The organism is Pseudomonas sp. GW823-FHT02C02, from assembly GCF_058797635.1.
In genome coordinates this window covers 79,223-96,343 of sequence record NZ_JBXAJV010000017.1, presented here as the reverse complement: position 1 = coordinate 96,343, position 17,121 = coordinate 79,223, and the positions used below count along the sequence as shown (strand labels likewise).

The following is a 17,121-nucleotide window of genomic DNA, read 5'->3' as shown; positions in this document are numbered from 1 at the left end:
AACACACCCATGAACGGCAATAATGGTAGCGATGACGCGGGGGCAATTTCTGTGCTGATTGCTTTCGCAGCACTCATATTCCTTCTTTATCATTTCTCAGATCGTATTCTCGGAATCTGGCAATGGTTGATCGTCCCCGTCTCGCAAGTTTGGGGATGGTTGGCCACTACAGAGATCGGCCAGCAACTCATGCCGTTGCTCAAACGTGATCCAGTTACCGTTCACAAGATCCCCGAGTACTTGGCCAGTCTGCAGCCGGCGCAATTGAAAGCGATGGGCTACGTCGAAGCGAAGCGCTATGGGGACTATGTTCACAGGTTCACGACGCTTATTTTCAGTCCCATTTTGATCTACGCCGGCTACCGGTGTTTCAAGCACTCTCGCATGCAGGATCCACAGATGTTCAGGGTCGTCGTAGGGATTCCTAGCATCGTTCAGTTGATCAAACAAATGCCCGGGCGAGAGTGGATGAACGATGTGGTTGATGCCAGCAAGATGGATCTGTTTGGTGGAAAGATCGCGCTACAGGCTCCCCTTACACCATGGCGTATGGCAGAGATTTACAACCTCTGCGAGGTTGATGACAAAAAACAGTTGGTTCGCTTCGAAACCGAGAAAGCCGCGGCGGTTTTCAATCTGACGCTGGGTCCACTTTTCACGACGATCGAGGCATTGGAAAAGGGCAAGTACGGCCGCGCCTGGAACACTTTGATCAAGCAAATCCCGCCACAAGATCGCGAGAACGCCGCGATCGCCGCCACGAAAGGGCACCTATACGAAAAGACGGTAATCATCGGCCTGATTCGAATGATGGGCAGACTCATGATCGTCGAATTTGGCCCGCTGTCATTCTTGCGCTATCAGGATGTCGCCTTTTTTGATGCTGTCTGCAGCTGTGGACGCAGGACCAGCTTTGTCGCCGGCTCCGGAATCATGGGCCAGTTCCGGCATGAAGTTGAAATTTACAACACCTCCAAAGGAACGATGAAACCAGAACTCGATGCCGGCGGCCGATGGGCCGCAGCGTGGCTGGAAGAAGCTCTACGCAAAGACCCCTACGAACGCCCTTGGGTCGAAAGCGACGACATTTGGGCATCCTTCGATCCGTGGCTTTAAGGGGGCAACATGGCACTGGCAACCAAGCCGAACAACCGTCATAGCGACGCGGCGAAAGAGCTCGATTACAACCGCTATATTCGAGAGAACCTCACCGCTGCTGAGCGGATGAATTACGCCATCCAGGAGTACGCTCCCCCCTTGATGATGGGGACGGGGCTCTTGGCGCTGGCTGCGCCTGGTTTTTTTGAGATTTCCGCCAGTATTGGTGTGAGTGCATTCGGCGCCTTCGCGGCGACCCGCCAGGAACACGCATGGCCGTTATCGAGGCCGTCCTTCGTTTGTAAAGCGACCCCGCTGCACAAGAAGTTGTTCAAGCTGCAGCAAGCCCCAGTGGTGAGGGACATTTTTGGCGTGGTGAAAAAGGTTACGCCGCTCAAGCACGTTCCCATCCTGGGCAACCTGCTGTTCCTGAAGGACCCCAAGGAAATGATGGGGGACGGCATTATGCTTTTGGGCTCCGACATGGACAATGGCGGGGCACAGATCTGGTCCTCCATGGACCTGCTGGTTAGACACCTGCTCCTGATCGGAACCACAGGGAGCGGCAAGACCCAGGCCATCTTGGGAATGATTGCCCAACTTATGGCCCAGGGGTCGGGCGGAATTTTTTGTGACGGCAAGGCCGACATCACCACTTGGTTCATGCTCTACACGCTTGCCCGCCACTTTGGTCTCGAACGCCAGTTACTGGTGATCAACTACCTGACGTCTGGCGGAGCGAACACCAAACGTTCGAACACAACGAACATTTTCGAGATCGCTTCCGCGGACAGTTTGTCGGAAATGGTCTCTTCCATGATGGGGGGCGGCTCCGGCGGCGGCAATGACGACATGTGGCGTGGTCGTGCCGAAGCGTTGTTCGGCTTGATCATCCGTGCCGCTTGCGAAGACCGAGATCTGCGCAGTGAGACAATCGTTGCCGATGACCTGCGTCGGCGCATGACGCTGCAAAAGCTGATTGAGCTTCCTCAGAACATGATCTATTCACAGCGCGTGCGGGATGAAGCGCAGCTGTTCCTGAATGATTTGCCAGGGTATTCAGCCTGGCAGAAAGCAACCCAGCCTCAGGCGAAAGAAACGTCGATGGGCCGGATGTCCGAGCAGTTGGGCTTCCTGCAGATGCAGTTCACCCGGGTGCTGTCGCTGTTATCGGGGACCTACGGGTACATCACTGGCACTGACATTTCGGAGATCGACTGGATCGATGTAATTAACCAGCGCCGCACCGTCTACATCATGCTCCCGGCCCTGGAAAAGTCTCCTGAGTCCCTGAAGCAACTCGGCCGGATGGTAGTGACCAGCATGCGTAACGCAATGCTGCCAATCATCGGCGGTGGCCAGCTCACCGGTCTGAAGAAAATCCTGATTGATGGCCGCCCGATCGGCAAGCAGATTCCTTACGGCCTGTTCCTTGATGAATACGGAAGCTATTGCGTGGAGGGCTTCGGCGATGTCGTAGCTCAAATCCGATCCATGGGCGTTTTTGCCTGCTTTAGCGGTCAAGACTGGGCCAGTTTCAAGAAGGGCTCCGAGGTCGAAGCGGATCGGGTGAACGCCAACACCAGTACGAAAATTTTCTTGAAAACTTTCGATGTGAACACCGTCAAGCTGCTGGTCGATACGTGCGGGAAGAAACTTGTGTCGGTTGCTGGCACCTGGGGAGATCGACCTAATGGCGGCCGCCCTGACATGCGAACGAATTTCCAGTCGGTGGATGCGCTTCAAGTGCAGGAAGTAGACCGTGCTCGCATTGACCAAATGGCGTCGCAAGATCCAGGTATGGCGCACATCTACTTTGGCGGAAAACTCTGGACCAAGGTGAAGATGTTCTACCCAGCCATCCAGCAAAGTTCGCAGTCGCAGGTGAACAGTTTCGTCCGGATGAGGACCCCTGTTGGGGTAAGCGGTGTCGTAGAAGACGCTGAACGACTTATCGCAATGCGTAAACATCTGGACAAAATCCAGGGCGCGGTAAAGACGTACCTGCCAACCACTGAACCCGCTGTTATCGACCTCGGCGATGAGTTTCATCTGTGGTGCAAAAATGCAATCGAGGGCAGCCAGACTCGTGGTGGCGAGCTCTTTAGTTCCATGCAGAAAGCAGCTGAGCAGATTTTCAAAGGTGATCGAAAAGGGACACCTGGATTGGCTTACCCTCAGCCGGTTCAATCGAAGCCGGTCGTGGCCACTGCGTCACAACCTGCGAAAACTGCCCCGCCGGCGACGACGGTGGATGCAGGTGACGGCAAGGTCGATTTTGCAAAATCAGACTCCCTGGACTTGCTTGAGAAAGCGCTTTTGCAGCAGCCGACTGTCGCGCCTTCGCAGCCGCTTTTTACCTTCGATGAATCGCTGCTGCCGGAGTTGCCTATCAGTGTTGCGCCCGCGCCGCAGGCTGAAGTGAAAATGAAGGAAGACCAACCGCTGATCCACCCTGCAGATTTTTCATTCAGCATGGACGATCACGCGCCGGATACAGCAACGCAAGCCATGATTTCACGAACCGCCCTCAGTGCTGCGGTGATGCAAGAAGTGAAACAGATGCAGCAGACCGGCAGTGATTCCCAGTGGTCAGGCACGTTACCGGAAGCGCGCTTAAGTGCGAACACGGCCGTCAAAAACGCTATGCCGGATGACCCAAACAACACCTACCCAGAAAGCCCGGTGCCAAAGAATTTTTCGGCCAACTCACTTCGCGGTGCGCTTTCTGATCTCAAAGGCAAGATGACGGACTCACTGAAAACAACTGGCCAAGCCAGCACAACGGGTGAAAAGGAGGAGCAACAATGAAATTGGTTAAAGGAAACGTGTTGGATTGGGACCAGGTTCGCCAGTTGCTCGGATTCGCGAGCGCGGAGATCGCCGTGCCTTCCTCGATCGTTGAAATGGAAGCCATGACACTGGACACAGCCTGGCAACTGCGCGGTGACGACGTCGGAACCGACTGGCCAATGATCAGCCTGGAAGCTGCTGACGAAAAAACTCATGTCATTGCAGCGTCCGTAGCGGCCCTGGTTGACCGGCATGGCGCGTTTAACCACGTCCCTGCCGGGTTATGGAATCACCCGCTGTCGATGACTGACCAATCCGTAGGACAGATACTTGTTGCGCTGGGCTTTCATCCAGGTCAAGGCGCGCAGGTAAATGGCGTGGGCAGGATCATGAACTGGCTTTAATTTTACTAAATGAGTGTCGATAGTAAAATATGCTTGAAAAATTATTGACGTGTGTCTATGGTTTGTGTCGATGGCATTAACGCCAGCCAAGTCCCAGGAGCACGTCATGTTCAAGCGCAAAAGCCAAGAGAAAAACAAACCCGAACAAAGCCTGATGCTGCAGGTCGAGGCCTATGTGGCTTCCGAGGGCAGTAAAGACATCGACACTGTCATCGGTCGTGATCTGAACGGAAAGCCTTACTCCGTAATTCTGACCACTTCTGGTGACGCGGCCGAAAACACCAAACGCAATGACCTCCTCTCCTTCTCCAAAGAAAAGAGCAATCACTACGTCCCCGTCGGCGGAATGATTCTGTTCAGCACCGTCTGGGTGCGCGAGCCTGAGACAGAAGGTGAGCCAACCACAGGTATCGCTCGCTGGGCTGAGTTCTTCGGTCATAGCCGCAATGAGCTCTCCATCGGTAACGCGATGTACCGCGCCGGCACCAACGTGGAAGGCACCAAAGAAACCAACTGGGGTGCGCTGGATCGCCTGGGTAAGCCACTGACTCTGACTCCCGAGCAGTTCCCTGGCGCAGTCGCGGCGCTGGCCGACAAATGCGCATCTGATCGTTCCCGTGCCCGCCCGATCGTCCGTCTGATGAGCGAAGCCGGTGAAGTCATCGATTTCACTTCGATCCGCCAGGGTGTTGCGGAAGTTGAAGTGGACGGCGAAAAGGTCAAGCGCGCCGAGAATGGTGCGCAGGTCGTCGAAGGTCTGAAGAAAAACACGCGCCTGACCAAGATGCTGGAAATGGCCGCGGCCGGCCAAGGTGTCATCGAAATGATTCCGGTCATGTCGATCGAGATGTCGAAGAAAATGATGAACTCGCCGCGCGGGGCCAACTACGTGGCCTTGGCCAAGCGTTTCCAGGACGACAAGCAGGTCTATGCCGCTGAATGCTACATCCGTCGAGCTCCTTCCGACGAGTTCAACTACATCAGCCACCTGTCCGTGACCCCGAAAGATCGTTTCGACCCGCTCCTGGTCCCGTCCGAGAAGTTCCCGGCGCCGGCCTACAGCGAAGATCTGTTGAAGGAAGCCGGTATCGATGCGGCCAAGCCTGCTGACAAGTCTGTTGATCCTCAGCCGCAGCCACTGCCAGAGCCGGATCAGTTTGACAATGCGCCAGGCTTCGACAACTGATCCAGTCGTTTAAGAGAAAACCCCGCCTTGAGCGGGGTTTTTTTTGCCTACTCATCGACTGAGCTCACTCCGGCGCTTTCTGCATAACTATTCGATTCTATAACCAACAAAAATTTTCTTTCATATAAATCTTATTCCTGCGTCTTCGCAGTTGTGCTGATCGCAGCAAACGGCTAAGATTTGTTTGCATTCGAGAGTGCGACGGTAAAACAAAAAGATAAAGCCGATACGATTCTATTTTTGTGGAGAGAAAGCATGATTCAGAAGATTACGGTGGGTGCAGATATCGGTTGCAACCACGCCAAGCTTTACGCCGGCAACGGACGGAAAATCTCCATCCGCAGCACAGTTTCCACCAAACCACAGGTCGGTATCAGTCTGGGCGGCGCGACAAAGGGTCCTGACGAAATCGTCATTCAGGTCGGCAGCAGTGTTTATGCGGTTGGCCCGCGGGTCGAGTCACCTCTCGATACTCGCTTCGGCAGCTACTACAGCTCCGACATGAACGCTGCACTCGTGCTGGCGATCCTGGTGCAGGAGTTCGGCGATCTTTCAAACGCCGAGGTCGATGCAGTTTTCGGCATGCCACTCAATGTTTTTTACAACTCCCGCGGGGAAGTCAATTCCGATCTTATCAAGGCCCGGGTGAAGGCTTGGCGACAGCCAGCGTCCGTACTGTCAGCCGGGCGCGAAGGGTTGCAATTGCCCCGGGGTGGATCGGTTTTCGCCAATCTCAATGGCACGGCGGAAGGGGTCGCTGTTTACCTCGACTACATGATGGACGAGGAGGGGATGTTTCAGGTTGAGCCTGAGGGCCTGGACGTTGTGGTCGATATCGGTGGCAACACCACGGACCTCGCGCTGTTTGAAAACGGGGTTCTGGTCTTCGGCGGCAACTCTGATTCGTTCGAGGTCGGCGCGCTTCACCTGTACGAGCGTGTTGCCAATACCGTGAAGGATCGCATGGGGTTGATGCGCACACCGCCTTTGTATGCTGTTGAGCAGGCAATCCGTGAAAACGGTTCGAGACTGAAGATTGGTAACAGCGAGGAAAACATTCGCGACATCGTCGCCATCGAAACGCGCGCCATCGTGAACGAAATCGTCCCTCGTGTTGAGAAGATCGTCTCCCGGCGCCGTGACGAATTGCGCCGCGTGCTATTCGCCGGCGGCACCACCGAAATGCTCCGGGATGACCTGAAAGGTGTCGAAATCGGCCGCGCGCAGTCCATCGTGGTTGATGACCCTCAGTACGCTAATGCCAAGGGCAACTACAAGCTTGCCCGGCACCTGGCAGCGACTCAGGAGTAACTGCCATGGCACGCGCGAAGCGTTCGTTAAAGCGTCGCCAGTTTCGCTTCTCACTGGATCCTATGGATCCCGTGGAAGGTGAAGCACTCCGTCTGATCGACAAGATCGCAGAAGAGGCCAAGGAACTCTTTGAAGAAATTTCGGAAGACGAAGCTGATCGATACGCCTTCAAGCGTGTCTTGCTCGGTCTTCTAAAAGAGCGGCCGGTGGAATTGCAAATGCACCCGAAACCGGTGCAGGAAGCCACTCCGGCGCCGGCGGCACTAGCACCGGCGGCCGGCCCCTCACCTGCACCTGCAGCAATCATCCCTGCGCCTGTGCACGTCAGAGAGACGCACATTGCCCAGCAGGCAGCAGATATCTCCCAACCTTTAACCCCCCAGGCTGTTGCTGTTGAGGTCGATCTGCCGCAGACGAGCGAGCCGGTGGAGCCGGCTCGTTCAAATGAAATAGCGTCTAGTCAGCCAAGTTGGCAGGAGCAGTTGATTGGTTCAGCACCTGTGGCCCCGGTAGAAAAAGGCGTTCGCCATCCCTTGGCTTCGAGTCTGGCCTGGTCTGAATCAACATCCAAAGGAAGTGCGACATGAACAACGTCAATGACGATCAGCTGGTCGGCGCAATCGTTTTCAAAAGTAAGATTTTTCTGTACCTCATTTGCGTGCTGATCGCCTTGGTGGTTGGTTTGAGTGTAGGACTGGGGGGCACCATCTGGTACGCAAAAAATAAAATCGAATCGATCAAGCGAGAGTATTTCGCTACGACTCACAACGGCTCCCTGTTTCAGTTGACCCCGCTAGATTCCCCTATCGGTGGGGAGGAGAAGGCGCTGAACTTCAGTTCCACCTGCGTCATTCGGATGTTCCAGCTCGACTATGTGAACTACAGACGTCAGCAGGCAGAAGCTCAACGCACCTGTTTTACTGATCCCGGCTACAGCAGCTACTTGGCCGCGTTCGAACGGGCCGGTTTGATGGAGCTCTTGAGAGATCCTAAAACTCGCCTCGTGCTCGCTGCTACGCCTGGTCCTGGCGAGTTCGTGGACAAGTCAGTGAAGGTCACCGACGGGGTAGCACGGCAGTCCTACACCATCACCCATCCAATCGACATCGTTTTCAACGGCAACGTAAACCAGCCGCGCCGTGGGTCCATCGAAGTCGACCTCTTACGCATTGACCAGGCCAACCGCGCTGACGGTCTTGCAGTGCATGCAATTCGAGTGAAGGTCAACAAGACATGAATATCAATACCTGGACTTTGATGTTTCTCGCAGCGTTTGCTTCGACGGCTCATGCGGACGGAGAGCCAGCCTTCAGTGATGCCCCCCGTACAGGCGATCCACTCGTAGACACCGTCCTCAAGCGCAATAGCCCAATGACGGTAAAGCAACAAGCTGCGGTGGAAGAGTACCTGCGTAACGAACGAAAAAGTTTGGCGCCGCAATTGCCCGCCGGAGCTACGGCCACTAGCCCGGAGCAAATCATTGACTTGACCGATGGAGGAAAGACCAAGTCGGTCACCCTACAGCTCGGCTATCTGACCTCCGTCATGGTGGTGGGAGAGAACGGCGCGCCATGGCCGATTCGCCGAGCCCGCGCAGGGGATGATTCGGTGATCGACGTTCAGCTGGTTGAAGACTCTGGTGCGGTGGAAATTCACCCGCAGAAGCCCTGGGTCAACACCAACGTAATTCTGTATCTCAAAGACCGTAATGAGGCAATCAAGCTCTACGTTAAGGTCTCGGCCGATCCCACCGACGGTGTGAAGGACAGCCTAAAACTGATTGTTGACGGCGTACCGAAGGGCAGCTCGCCCTTGCTGCAGCCCAACCGCGTCGCTATTGATCACCAGTTGATGAACGCTCTGGGACAGTCTCCTGGGAAAAACTGGACCACGTTGAAGGTCAGCGATACTGCGAATTTGCCCTTCAGCGTCAGCTATTGGTTATCACCAAATCGCGATGACGCGATCATTCGCCTGCGTGGCGCGTCGATGGTCGGACCAGACTGGTTGACCGAGACTCGTGATCCCGACGGGGTTTCGCGGGTATACCGCTATCGAAAACCTATCCCGTTGATGATCCGCACACGGGATGCCGCGGGAGTCGAGTACTCGGTGTCGCTCGAAAACCCAGCAGACATTCTTGCCGGACGTGACGGGTCAAAGACCATGACTGTCAAGCGCACCTCACCGGCTAGGCCGCCGATGGATAGCGCTTTGCCTTTTGACGAACCACTGGGGCTGGTAGGCCGGGATCGCGTTCAAAAAATCAACCCGGGCGCGTCGGGCCGCCAGGAAACGAGTGCCACTTACGAATCCTTCGACGGCAAGGGTGTACGTGCGAACCGTGTTCAGATCGTGAGTGACTTGAGTCTGAACAAGGATGCTGCAGCACGCCTTATTGAAGCTACGCACCGCAGTCGTCCCGTCCCGCCAGTTCCGAATCAACCAGCACCTGGTGTAAGCGTGGGTACGCCTGCAGCGGATAAACCGCTGACAACCAAAACATTCTCGACGGGCTCTTCGACTGTCGCAGCCAGTACCGCGGCCACCAAAGTTCTTCCGCCGGCGATCGTACCTGTTGCCACAGTGGCTACCCCAACCGCGGCCGCAGCGCCAACGGCACCGGGTGTGACGTTCAACGTTCGCAGCGGTGGCCTTTACGAAAACCTCTTCCGAATGACACAGGAACTCAACTGGAAAACGCCGCTGTGGGACCTGGGTGAACAGGACAAGGAAATTCAAGGCGGCTATGTCATCAGCGCCGCAACACCGCAAGAGGCAGTGGCCAAGTTCCTTGAACCCTACGCGGATCCCTACCGGTTCAACGTAGAAATCAGCCCACTCGAAAAGAAAGTTTGGCTTCACTAACGAGAGATCGCCCAATGAACAATTTCGCAAAACTTATGCTGGCAAGCGTTATCGGTGCGACCCTCTCGGGGTGTCTGCAGAATATCCCCAAGGGGGCAGAGGGGGGCAGTTACAGCAAGATGATGGATGAACTTGCAGAGTTGAAGGCGCAAAGCGAGCAGTCGCAACGTAATCAACGCATCAAGATCACCAACGGTCCTTTGATGACCGGCAAGACTATGCCCCTGGTCCGCTCACCATGGCTCCAGGACAAACGGATCTCGCTGGCCATCAACAAACCGGTCAATGGCAATGAGCTGGCCAAATCGCTGCTCAGCCAAGGCCTGAATATCACCAGTACGATGCCACTGGATACCTACACCTACGCCGGGTACGGTTTTACCAATGTCGATGCCGAAACCGCGATGCGCCTTATTTTTCCTTCAATGGGGCTCGATTATGTGGTCGACAACGACCGCCGCATTGTCACCATCGTGCCAATGCGGGCCAAGCAGTGGACGCTGAACATCAACTCCCAGCGCTCCACCAACTTCACGTCTGCTTCCCTGAGCGGCACGCTCGATGTCGGCGCTTCGCTGGCCAGCTCGCTCAACTCTGCGTCGAGTGCCAATGGCTCTTCCGGCATGGGCGGCGGCGGCTTGGGTGGTATCCCGCAAAGCTCAGGATCTGGCAACGGCGGTGAAGGCTCTGAGGGTGAGCGTTCTGGCACCTCGAAGTTGGAATCGAAATCCGACTTTTGGAAGTCAATGAAAGAGGAGCTCGAAAACCGGGTTTCTGTTCTGGTTCCGGTCAGCAGCAACACGGTGGTGCCAGGTGTCATCAACACTGCGGCCGGCATGCCCATCAACGGGATGCCGCCGCTGCCGGTTGGCAACATGGAGCCGATGGCCGCAGCAGACGCGTCCAGGTCCACGGACATGTATCGCTCGCAAAAACTGGGCACCGTCAGCGTCAACCCAGATACCGGCACGATTACTGTGCAGGCTCCGAAGTGGCTGCAGAATGAAATCGACGAGTACATCAAGGGCGTATCGCGCGAGTTCAATACAGCGATTCACTTTGAGGGTCGATTGATCCTCGTATCGACTACGAAAGACAAGTCAGAAGGCCTCGATCTCACCGCCTTTGCTTCGTTCGCCAATGGCAAGCTTGGCATGATCATCAACAACAACCCAGCCGGCGGTATCACCATTTCGCCGAGCATGCCGGGAACGCCAGGTAGTCCACCCGTGATGACACCAGGTGGTAGCGTGATTGGCTCGACTGGGTTGGGTCTGTCGGTCCTGAAGGGGAACCCGGCAAATCTTTTTGTGAATTACCTGTCCTCGATCGGTGACGTAACCGTTACTCAGCGTCCTGCCATCGCGACCACGTCGGGCGCGCCGGCGGAGTTTCGTCGTATTGAAACGGATTTGTTCAGCCAGGTCAGTCAGAGCGCGGTCGCCGGCACACAGAGCAGTTCTGTGGCGACGACCAACACGCAGATTCCGATTCGTTTCGGGACCTTGCTCCGGGTCAATCCAAAAATCGATTTGGAAACTGGCATCATCCGGACACAGTTGACCCTCAACGTTGCGGTGCGATCGCAGGTTAAAACGATTGATCAGTACCTGACCGACGCAAACGGGACGACGAAAGTACCGACACAAATCACGCTTCCTGCAAACATCGATTACAACGGTGAAGCACTGCTTCGGGATGGCGACACCATCATCATCGGTGGCCAAATGGAAACTGACGAGACCAACTCCGGATCTGGCGTGACAGGGTATGAAAAAGCTGGGCCATTGGCCGGCCTGATTGGTTCGACCAAAAGTCAGAACCGCGTCTCGACCTATTATTTCGTGTTGACCGCTCGTGTTTATGAGCGCGGCAACGAGCGGAGACCAGGTGCATGACCTCCCGTCATGGGGTTGACCTTACGCCTGGTGCAGTCCAGGCGTTTTGGGCCGAGCGTGAACCAAAACTGCTGTCGTTCTTTCAAGAAATGGACAACAAGGAGCACTGGTCACTGCAGGATGTCGATCATGGATTGAGCACCCTATATTCCGACATAGCGCAGTTGCTGCACACGTTCGAGCAAAGCAATGGACTGGAGAATGCATTGGTTCAGGAGGGTGTTTCGCAGCTCACCGCGGCGGCCGCGGCGTTGCCTTGTTCGGCATCATCCAAATTTTTCGAATGGTTAGGCGAAAGGTCTTTCGAACTGCCGTACGCATTGCTGGAGCACGCGCACCAAAATTTTCGTCATGATGAAAACTGCAGCGTTATCTGGCAGCGTGCGAGGATGATTGCGCGCTATCAGATCCTTAAAGACATTGTGACGGAAATCACCGGCGGGGGAGCCACCTTAAAATGAACACCTACGATTCACTCAATGTCTGGACCAATGATCCAGTGATTGGCGAGGTCGCCAGGCAGGTGCTGGCTGTAGCGGAAAAGCACAAACTACCTGCGACACCTGGTCAGGCCTTGCCCCAGGAGTACGACATTCCGTTCGCCTACCGCTACGACCCTGAAGATGATGCCCGGATACAGCTCTTCAGGAGAGTTGCCGTCCTGTTTGCAGCACTCGATATCCACTGCTACTGGATAGATGGCAAACAGGTTCTGGGCGTTCCGGTCAATGCTGAGGATCCTGTGAGCCGGGCTTGGGCGATTTTCAGCGAGGAAGCGATGGAAGTGGTCCTGGACTTTGTCCTGCGCATCGATCTGAGCTGACCTGGTTGCAACGTAAAAAGGAGCCCTCGTAGGCTCCTTTTTTTATGGGGTAGACGCGGGACACTATCGTTTCAGTGCCGTGATGTACAGATAATCACAAATATGTGACTTTGCGTACATGCCTATGGTGCCCCGATTGCCATTTCGACATCTTCCTCGGGAGCGTAAGTCGGCAAGCCGCTCTCATCGGCATCGGCATCCGGTCGGAACGATGTGCCGACTCCCATCGAAGCCTCTCTTGCCAAGTGCTGCAGCATCTTGAAATCCAATCCAACGTCATTTATGCCAGCCAGCACCGCCTGATTCACCTGGTCGAAACCAGCCTGGGCAAGGAATCGATCCAGTTCATGCGGGATCAGAAGTTCCGGATAATTCTGCTGCAAGTATGCATGTACCGTCTGGCCCTTGCCGGAAAGTGTCCCGTTTTCATGAACCCAACCACGGTTCAGCGCTTTACCTATGTGCCCCACGATCGTGGACGGCCTCCCGATATTCTGTTCAACCATTCGCTCCATGATCGCGCTGTCGAGCGGGATGTTGGTGAGTTGCACTGGTCTCAAGAACTCCCTCTCCACTGTTAACCAACCGGCGGTCTCAGGGATGTCCTTCCAAATGCGGACTTGCACAGGCGGAAGGCCTTTTTTCGAGAGGAATGAAGAAATAGCGTCCGGTTCGATTTCGATCGTTTTAACCCTGGCATCAGGCGACAGCGATGCGAAGGCGCGGCGAGTAATGATGGCAATTGTCGAGTCGAGCCTGGAGAGCCCTGTCAGGCTCGATGAGTTGAATTTGATGGGAGAGCATGGATAAACAGCCTCGTGCGCCGCTATGGACCCGCTGAAGCCCTCGCTGCCGGGTTTGGAACGCCCCACGCGACGCCCGAAGGTGCGCATCGCGTCTTCGAGCATCGTCCTGGTCCGCGGAGAAATGTCCCTGGAATCGGTTCTTGGGTAACTAATCGCTCCGCGCTCATAAGCCGTTTGCATAAGCTTCTCGGCTTCCGCTAGAGGGATGTTGAGTTGGTTGGCTACAAGTGTGAGTGCATCCGCACCATTGAGCATTGCCGGCGCCGGTTTGCTGATGGTGGTTTCTCGACTGAAGCCCATCAATTCGGGGTCCATGTTTCGGAACGCCGTTTCTATTGCTTTCAGTGACTCCCGCTTGGTCGACGTGCCTTTACCCCAAATACGCCAGCCTGGTTGCGCAGGGTGTGTCCCTGCAACTTTGATCGTTTTCAATGGTGCTCGATCGATGGTGCTGATGATTTTGCTGCTCACCCGCCCTGCGACTTGACCAGATGCATTCGGGTTGCTGCAGAGAAAACCGATTGCTCTGTCGATTGCTCGACGGGCCATCACTGCAACACACACCTTGCGATCAATCGCCCGGGGTGACTGCAGCGCGATTTTGACGGCTTCAGCATTCAGTGCGGACGTTGTCACACGTTCGACAATTGCCTCTGACCCAGAGGCGACCATGACGCTATTCACCTGCGCAGAGATCAATTCACCGTCTGGATCGCCGTCGGTCATAACGACAATGCGCTTGGCGTCTTTGAATTGTTTCGTCAGGTGTTGGATGGTACGCGAGGAGGTTGGGGTCCAGCGCTCGGGGGTCAGGTCGTTAGGATCAAGCCCCAGTACATCTTGGGGCATGTCGTACAGCGCGCCTCCGGTAGCGTGGACCTGGGCGTTGATGCGTAGTTCGGCCAAGATTTTTCGAAGTGGTCGAATTTTCCCGGGCGCTTCGATGACCACTACCATTTCACTCATTGTGTTAACACCGTAATCGCGAAACAAAACCGTATGTTCAACATTCTAGGCCTGAGTCGACAGTTTTGTCATTGGAAAGGTGGCAGTCGAAAGGCTGTCACGACGGTCGCTTTGCTGGTGACCAGGGTGCATGGCCTTTTTACATATATATATCTTTTTATTAAACATATAGGGCGAATAGCGAAAACTAAAAATATCAACAAAAACAGATAGTTATGTCGTGCGATGGCGACAGAAACCACCTCGCATGACGAGTTCGACCTACCTCGCATGACGAAGGATTTCTACCTCGTATGACGAGGTCCTTACCTCGCATGACGACTCCCTACCTCGCGTGACGACAGCGTTCAGCCTGAGTGTTCGCAACCTATCTCGCATGACGTAGAGAGGTCGGCTCAAACCACCTCGGATGACGATGGTTGTGGATAAGTGACTCGATGATGATGTTCGCTCATTTTAACGGAGACGTAATATTGGCGTTCCCAGTAAACATTGGCCATTAGTACCGCAGAATTAGGTGTGCTGCGTCGATTATGATTAGTTTCATTCATGTTTAGTCATGCGAGCCAACAAGGAATGCTGTTATAAAAATTAATTATTTCTACGATTTACAATCAGGTATACGTTAGTAAAATTGAGGTCTATTTGTTCATGGCAGTTTGGTGCCTGAGGGATGGCTGGTGGACCATAATTGGCATATTGCGTTTCATTCTGGAATGTCTTCAAAAAGCGATCTTCGTGCCGCAGTTGAGGAGCTCGCGCCGGTAGGTGTGGTGGCCACGCTCCTGAACCTGTCGCAGCAGATCCTGGTCCTGCCGCGATATCTCGATGGCGGGGGAGCGGTGTTTATCGACTCCGGCGCTTTCACTGCGTTTCAGAAGGGGGTCGAAGTGGATTGGGCCAAGGTCTTCAGCGTTTACGATACCGTTCTCGGGCATACCGAAAGGCCTGAAGGGGTCAGTATCGTTGCGCCAGATGTGATCGGGGACCAGGCTGCGAGCCTGGCGCTCTGGGCTGAACACGCCGCAAAGGTGCGGATCTGGGCCCAGGCGGGGGCTCGCGTAATCGTGCCTCTTCAAAGAGGGTGGCTGTCGGCCGGGCAAATGCTGGAGCGGGCCGTGCGAATCTTTGGGACCGACCGCATATGTGCCGGCATTCCATCGAACCTTGAGGCGATGAGCCCGGAGGATTGCTCCACTTTGCGCCATCATGACTTCCACATCTTGGGAAGAGTCAGGCTGACAAGTGAGTTGAGATTGAAGCTCTGCGCTCTGCTGCAGAACAATCCAGCAGCGCAGTACACTGCCGATGCAAACTGGCTCCGCTCGCGGATCCGTCAGATCAGTGGTGCTGCAGCTGCTTTCAGAGAGGCGGGTAGGCAGTGGCCGCTTGACTCAACGCGAACCCGGGCCGTTCGAGAAGTGCTGCGCTGTGAGGCGTACAGTCAGCTGAAGAAATCTACCTTCCCGTCCCAGGCTTTTGCATAGGCGGGTTCGGAATAGTTTCTAATCCACGCGCGGGTTCCGTGGCGCTGACCGACGTCGCGGAGAACGGAAGAGAAGTGCTCGCAGATGGACTCTGGGAGTGTGACTTTGATCCCGTGCAATACCCCGTTTGCGATGTAGCGTCGTTCGAGAGTCGTGGTTACGCCCAGGATCATCTCAAGCGCGGTCTCAGGCATTCCTCTTGAGGTGCGATCGTCACACTGCGCTGCGCTTACCTGACAACCTGTTCGGTCTTCAAACCAAATTACAAGCGTCATCTGCGGATTGCTCAGGGCTCTGCGAAACGCATCGTTCTGTGTATGAAGCAAGGTCAGCGCGCCGTGCAGCTGCTGTCCCATCAAGCTTGGATGCGGCTCCTGGTTCTGGAGGCTTTTAGGCGATAGCAGTCGACTCGCCTTGCGCAGGATACGTTGTGTGAGGTTCAAGCTGGTGAGTGCGGTTTCGTGGGCCATGTTTATTCCTGCCTTGACGATCAATGCGCTGCAGCCGGGTTAAAACCCTGGAAGGGTATTGAGAGGGTATCGCTCAACGTGCACCACGCCGTTACGAGAAATATTGAAGTTTGCGATCGCGCCAATGTTCTTAATTTCTTCCAATGCGGCACGCACCTTGGTTTTAAAAGAGTCACGGTTGCGATTGCTTGAGCCGCACAATTGTTGGATGCGGGCAATGGAAATGTCTTCAGGAGAGGTGTGACTGCAATACCAGCCATGCAGCCAAAGCGCGACGGGTTTGCCGCGGAGTGCGTCTCGCTGTGCCCAGTTGATTTGGGTCCAGCCCAGGGAGTACAGCGACAAGAGTTGTTCGTCGAGTTGGATGAAATACTCCTGCGTCAGACCATCTTTCCATGTCTTGAGCATCGTCGACGAGTAGCTGTATCGATCATCAAAAGTGATTCTTACCGCTCCGGAAACCATTCGATCGATGGACTCGTTAAGCCAGCGGTAATGGTCCCCACCCCGCGGCCGGCCAAGATAGGAAAGAATGGCCCCGGCATGGACATAGAACTTTTCTCCCTTTGGGGTGTGTCGAGAGATGTGGATCAGTGTTTCCCATACGTCGAGGTCAGACTGATCCAACTGCATGCCGGTGAACCGAATCGTCATCCCATCGCCTTGCTCGATGACCTCACCCTTCATATAACGCCGTGTCTTGCCCTGAATTGCCGCGAAGAGCGCCCCGCGGATGATCGCATTGGGAACGCCTCTAACGCTGTCGCTCCACTCCGGCAGTGCATTGTTATCAAATTCAGCGACCGGGGGAAGCAGGTCGCCTTGGGCAAAAAGCTCCAGAGAAAGGTTGCTCGCCTTCGAAGCAGTGCGGTCGGCTGCCCGCCGTTCAAGCGCGAGTGCCTGGTGCAATGGATCATTCATGAACAGGGGCCTTGTATGGGTTGATGGGCCTAGTCTGATAAAATTTATACCAAAATACAAACTTGGAAAAGTATAGTTTTGAGATTACTA

15 protein-coding genes are annotated in these 17,121 nt (G+C 55.0%); 12 read left to right on the top strand and 3 right to left on the bottom strand.

Annotated elements, in window-relative coordinates:
- The first annotated feature begins 9 nt into the window (after window positions 1-9).
- The 11 genes from AC1ROI_RS26170 to AC1ROI_RS26120 all read left to right on the top strand — a co-directional run bounded on the left by AC1ROI_RS26170 (window position 10) and on the right by AC1ROI_RS26120 (window position 12,381).
- Entirely contained in the window at window positions 10-1,116 is a 1,107-nt protein-coding gene (locus AC1ROI_RS26170; RefSeq protein WP_102595677.1) for a hypothetical protein, read from the top strand.
- A gap of 9 nt (window positions 1,117-1,125) precedes the next feature.
- Entirely contained in the window at window positions 1,126-3,909 is a 2,784-nt protein-coding gene (locus AC1ROI_RS26165; RefSeq protein ID WP_102595678.1) for a type IV secretory system conjugative DNA transfer family protein, read from the top strand.
- Window positions 3,906-4,295, top strand: coding sequence for a hypothetical protein (locus AC1ROI_RS26160; RefSeq protein WP_102595679.1), 390 nt, complete (start codon window positions 3,906-3,908; stop codon window positions 4,293-4,295). The genes AC1ROI_RS26165 and AC1ROI_RS26160 overlap by 4 nt, the downstream gene beginning before the upstream one ends.
- A 106-nt stretch (window positions 4,296-4,401) precedes the next feature.
- Complete coding sequence (locus AC1ROI_RS26155; RefSeq protein ID WP_102595680.1) at window positions 4,402-5,481, top strand: hypothetical protein; 1,080 nt, start codon at window positions 4,402-4,404, stop codon at window positions 5,479-5,481.
- A 255-nt stretch (window positions 5,482-5,736) separates the two neighbouring features.
- Window positions 5,737-6,792, top strand: a complete 1,056-nt coding sequence (locus AC1ROI_RS26150) for a ParM/StbA family protein (protein WP_102595620.1) — start codon at window positions 5,737-5,739, stop codon at window positions 6,790-6,792.
- Window positions 6,793-6,797: 5 nt separating this feature from the next.
- A complete protein-coding gene (locus AC1ROI_RS26145; RefSeq protein ID WP_102595619.1) occupies window positions 6,798-7,379 on the top strand; it encodes a hypothetical protein in 582 nt (193 codons plus the stop codon).
- The gene (locus tag AC1ROI_RS26140; protein WP_102595618.1) at window positions 7,376-8,029 is read left to right on the top strand and encodes a DotI/IcmL family type IV secretion protein; all 654 of its coding nucleotides are present in this window, start codon (window positions 7,376-7,378) and stop codon (window positions 8,027-8,029) included. The genes AC1ROI_RS26145 and AC1ROI_RS26140 overlap by 4 nt, the downstream gene beginning before the upstream one ends.
- Window positions 8,026-9,660: a DotH/IcmK family type IV secretion protein gene (locus AC1ROI_RS26135; RefSeq protein WP_102595617.1), complete on the top strand. Its 1,635-nt coding sequence runs from the start codon at window positions 8,026-8,028 to the stop codon at window positions 9,658-9,660. Before AC1ROI_RS26140 ends, AC1ROI_RS26135 begins: the two co-directional genes overlap by 4 nt.
- A 14-nt stretch (window positions 9,661-9,674) precedes the next feature.
- Entirely contained in the window at window positions 9,675-11,558 is a 1,884-nt protein-coding gene (locus tag AC1ROI_RS26130; RefSeq protein ID WP_173677534.1) for a secretin GspD/PilQ domain-containing protein, read from the top strand.
- Window positions 11,555-12,019 (top strand): type IVB secretion system protein IcmW, encoded by a 465-nt coding sequence (locus tag AC1ROI_RS26125; protein WP_102595616.1) that lies wholly within the window; start codon window positions 11,555-11,557, stop codon window positions 12,017-12,019. The genes AC1ROI_RS26130 and AC1ROI_RS26125 overlap by 4 nt, the downstream gene beginning before the upstream one ends.
- Window positions 12,016-12,381 (top strand): hypothetical protein, encoded by a 366-nt coding sequence (locus tag AC1ROI_RS26120; protein ID WP_102595615.1) that lies wholly within the window; start codon window positions 12,016-12,018, stop codon window positions 12,379-12,381. The genes AC1ROI_RS26125 and AC1ROI_RS26120 overlap by 4 nt, the downstream gene beginning before the upstream one ends.
- Before the next feature lie 122 nt (window positions 12,382-12,503).
- Here the strand turns inward: AC1ROI_RS26120 and AC1ROI_RS26115 are convergent, their stop codons facing one another.
- Window positions 12,504-14,153, bottom strand: coding sequence for a DNA topoisomerase (locus AC1ROI_RS26115; RefSeq protein ID WP_102595614.1), 1,650 nt, complete (start codon window positions 14,151-14,153; stop codon window positions 12,504-12,506).
- Window positions 14,154-14,833: 680 nt separating this feature from the next.
- On the opposite strand from AC1ROI_RS26115, the gene AC1ROI_RS26110 reads away from it, so the two are divergent.
- Window positions 14,834-15,640: a hypothetical protein gene (locus AC1ROI_RS26110; protein ID WP_256580240.1), complete on the top strand. Its 807-nt coding sequence runs from the start codon at window positions 14,834-14,836 to the stop codon at window positions 15,638-15,640.
- Here AC1ROI_RS26110 and AC1ROI_RS26105 read toward each other — a convergent pair.
- A complete protein-coding gene (locus AC1ROI_RS26105) occupies window positions 15,598-16,110 on the bottom strand; it encodes a hypothetical protein (protein ID WP_102595612.1) in 513 nt (170 codons plus the stop codon). The genes AC1ROI_RS26110 and AC1ROI_RS26105 overlap by 43 nt on opposite strands.
- Before the next feature lie 39 nt (window positions 16,111-16,149).
- A complete protein-coding gene (trfA, locus tag AC1ROI_RS26100) occupies window positions 16,150-17,031 on the bottom strand; it encodes a plasmid replication initiator TrfA (protein WP_102595611.1) in 882 nt (293 codons plus the stop codon).
- Window positions 17,032-17,121: the final 90 nt, after the last annotated feature.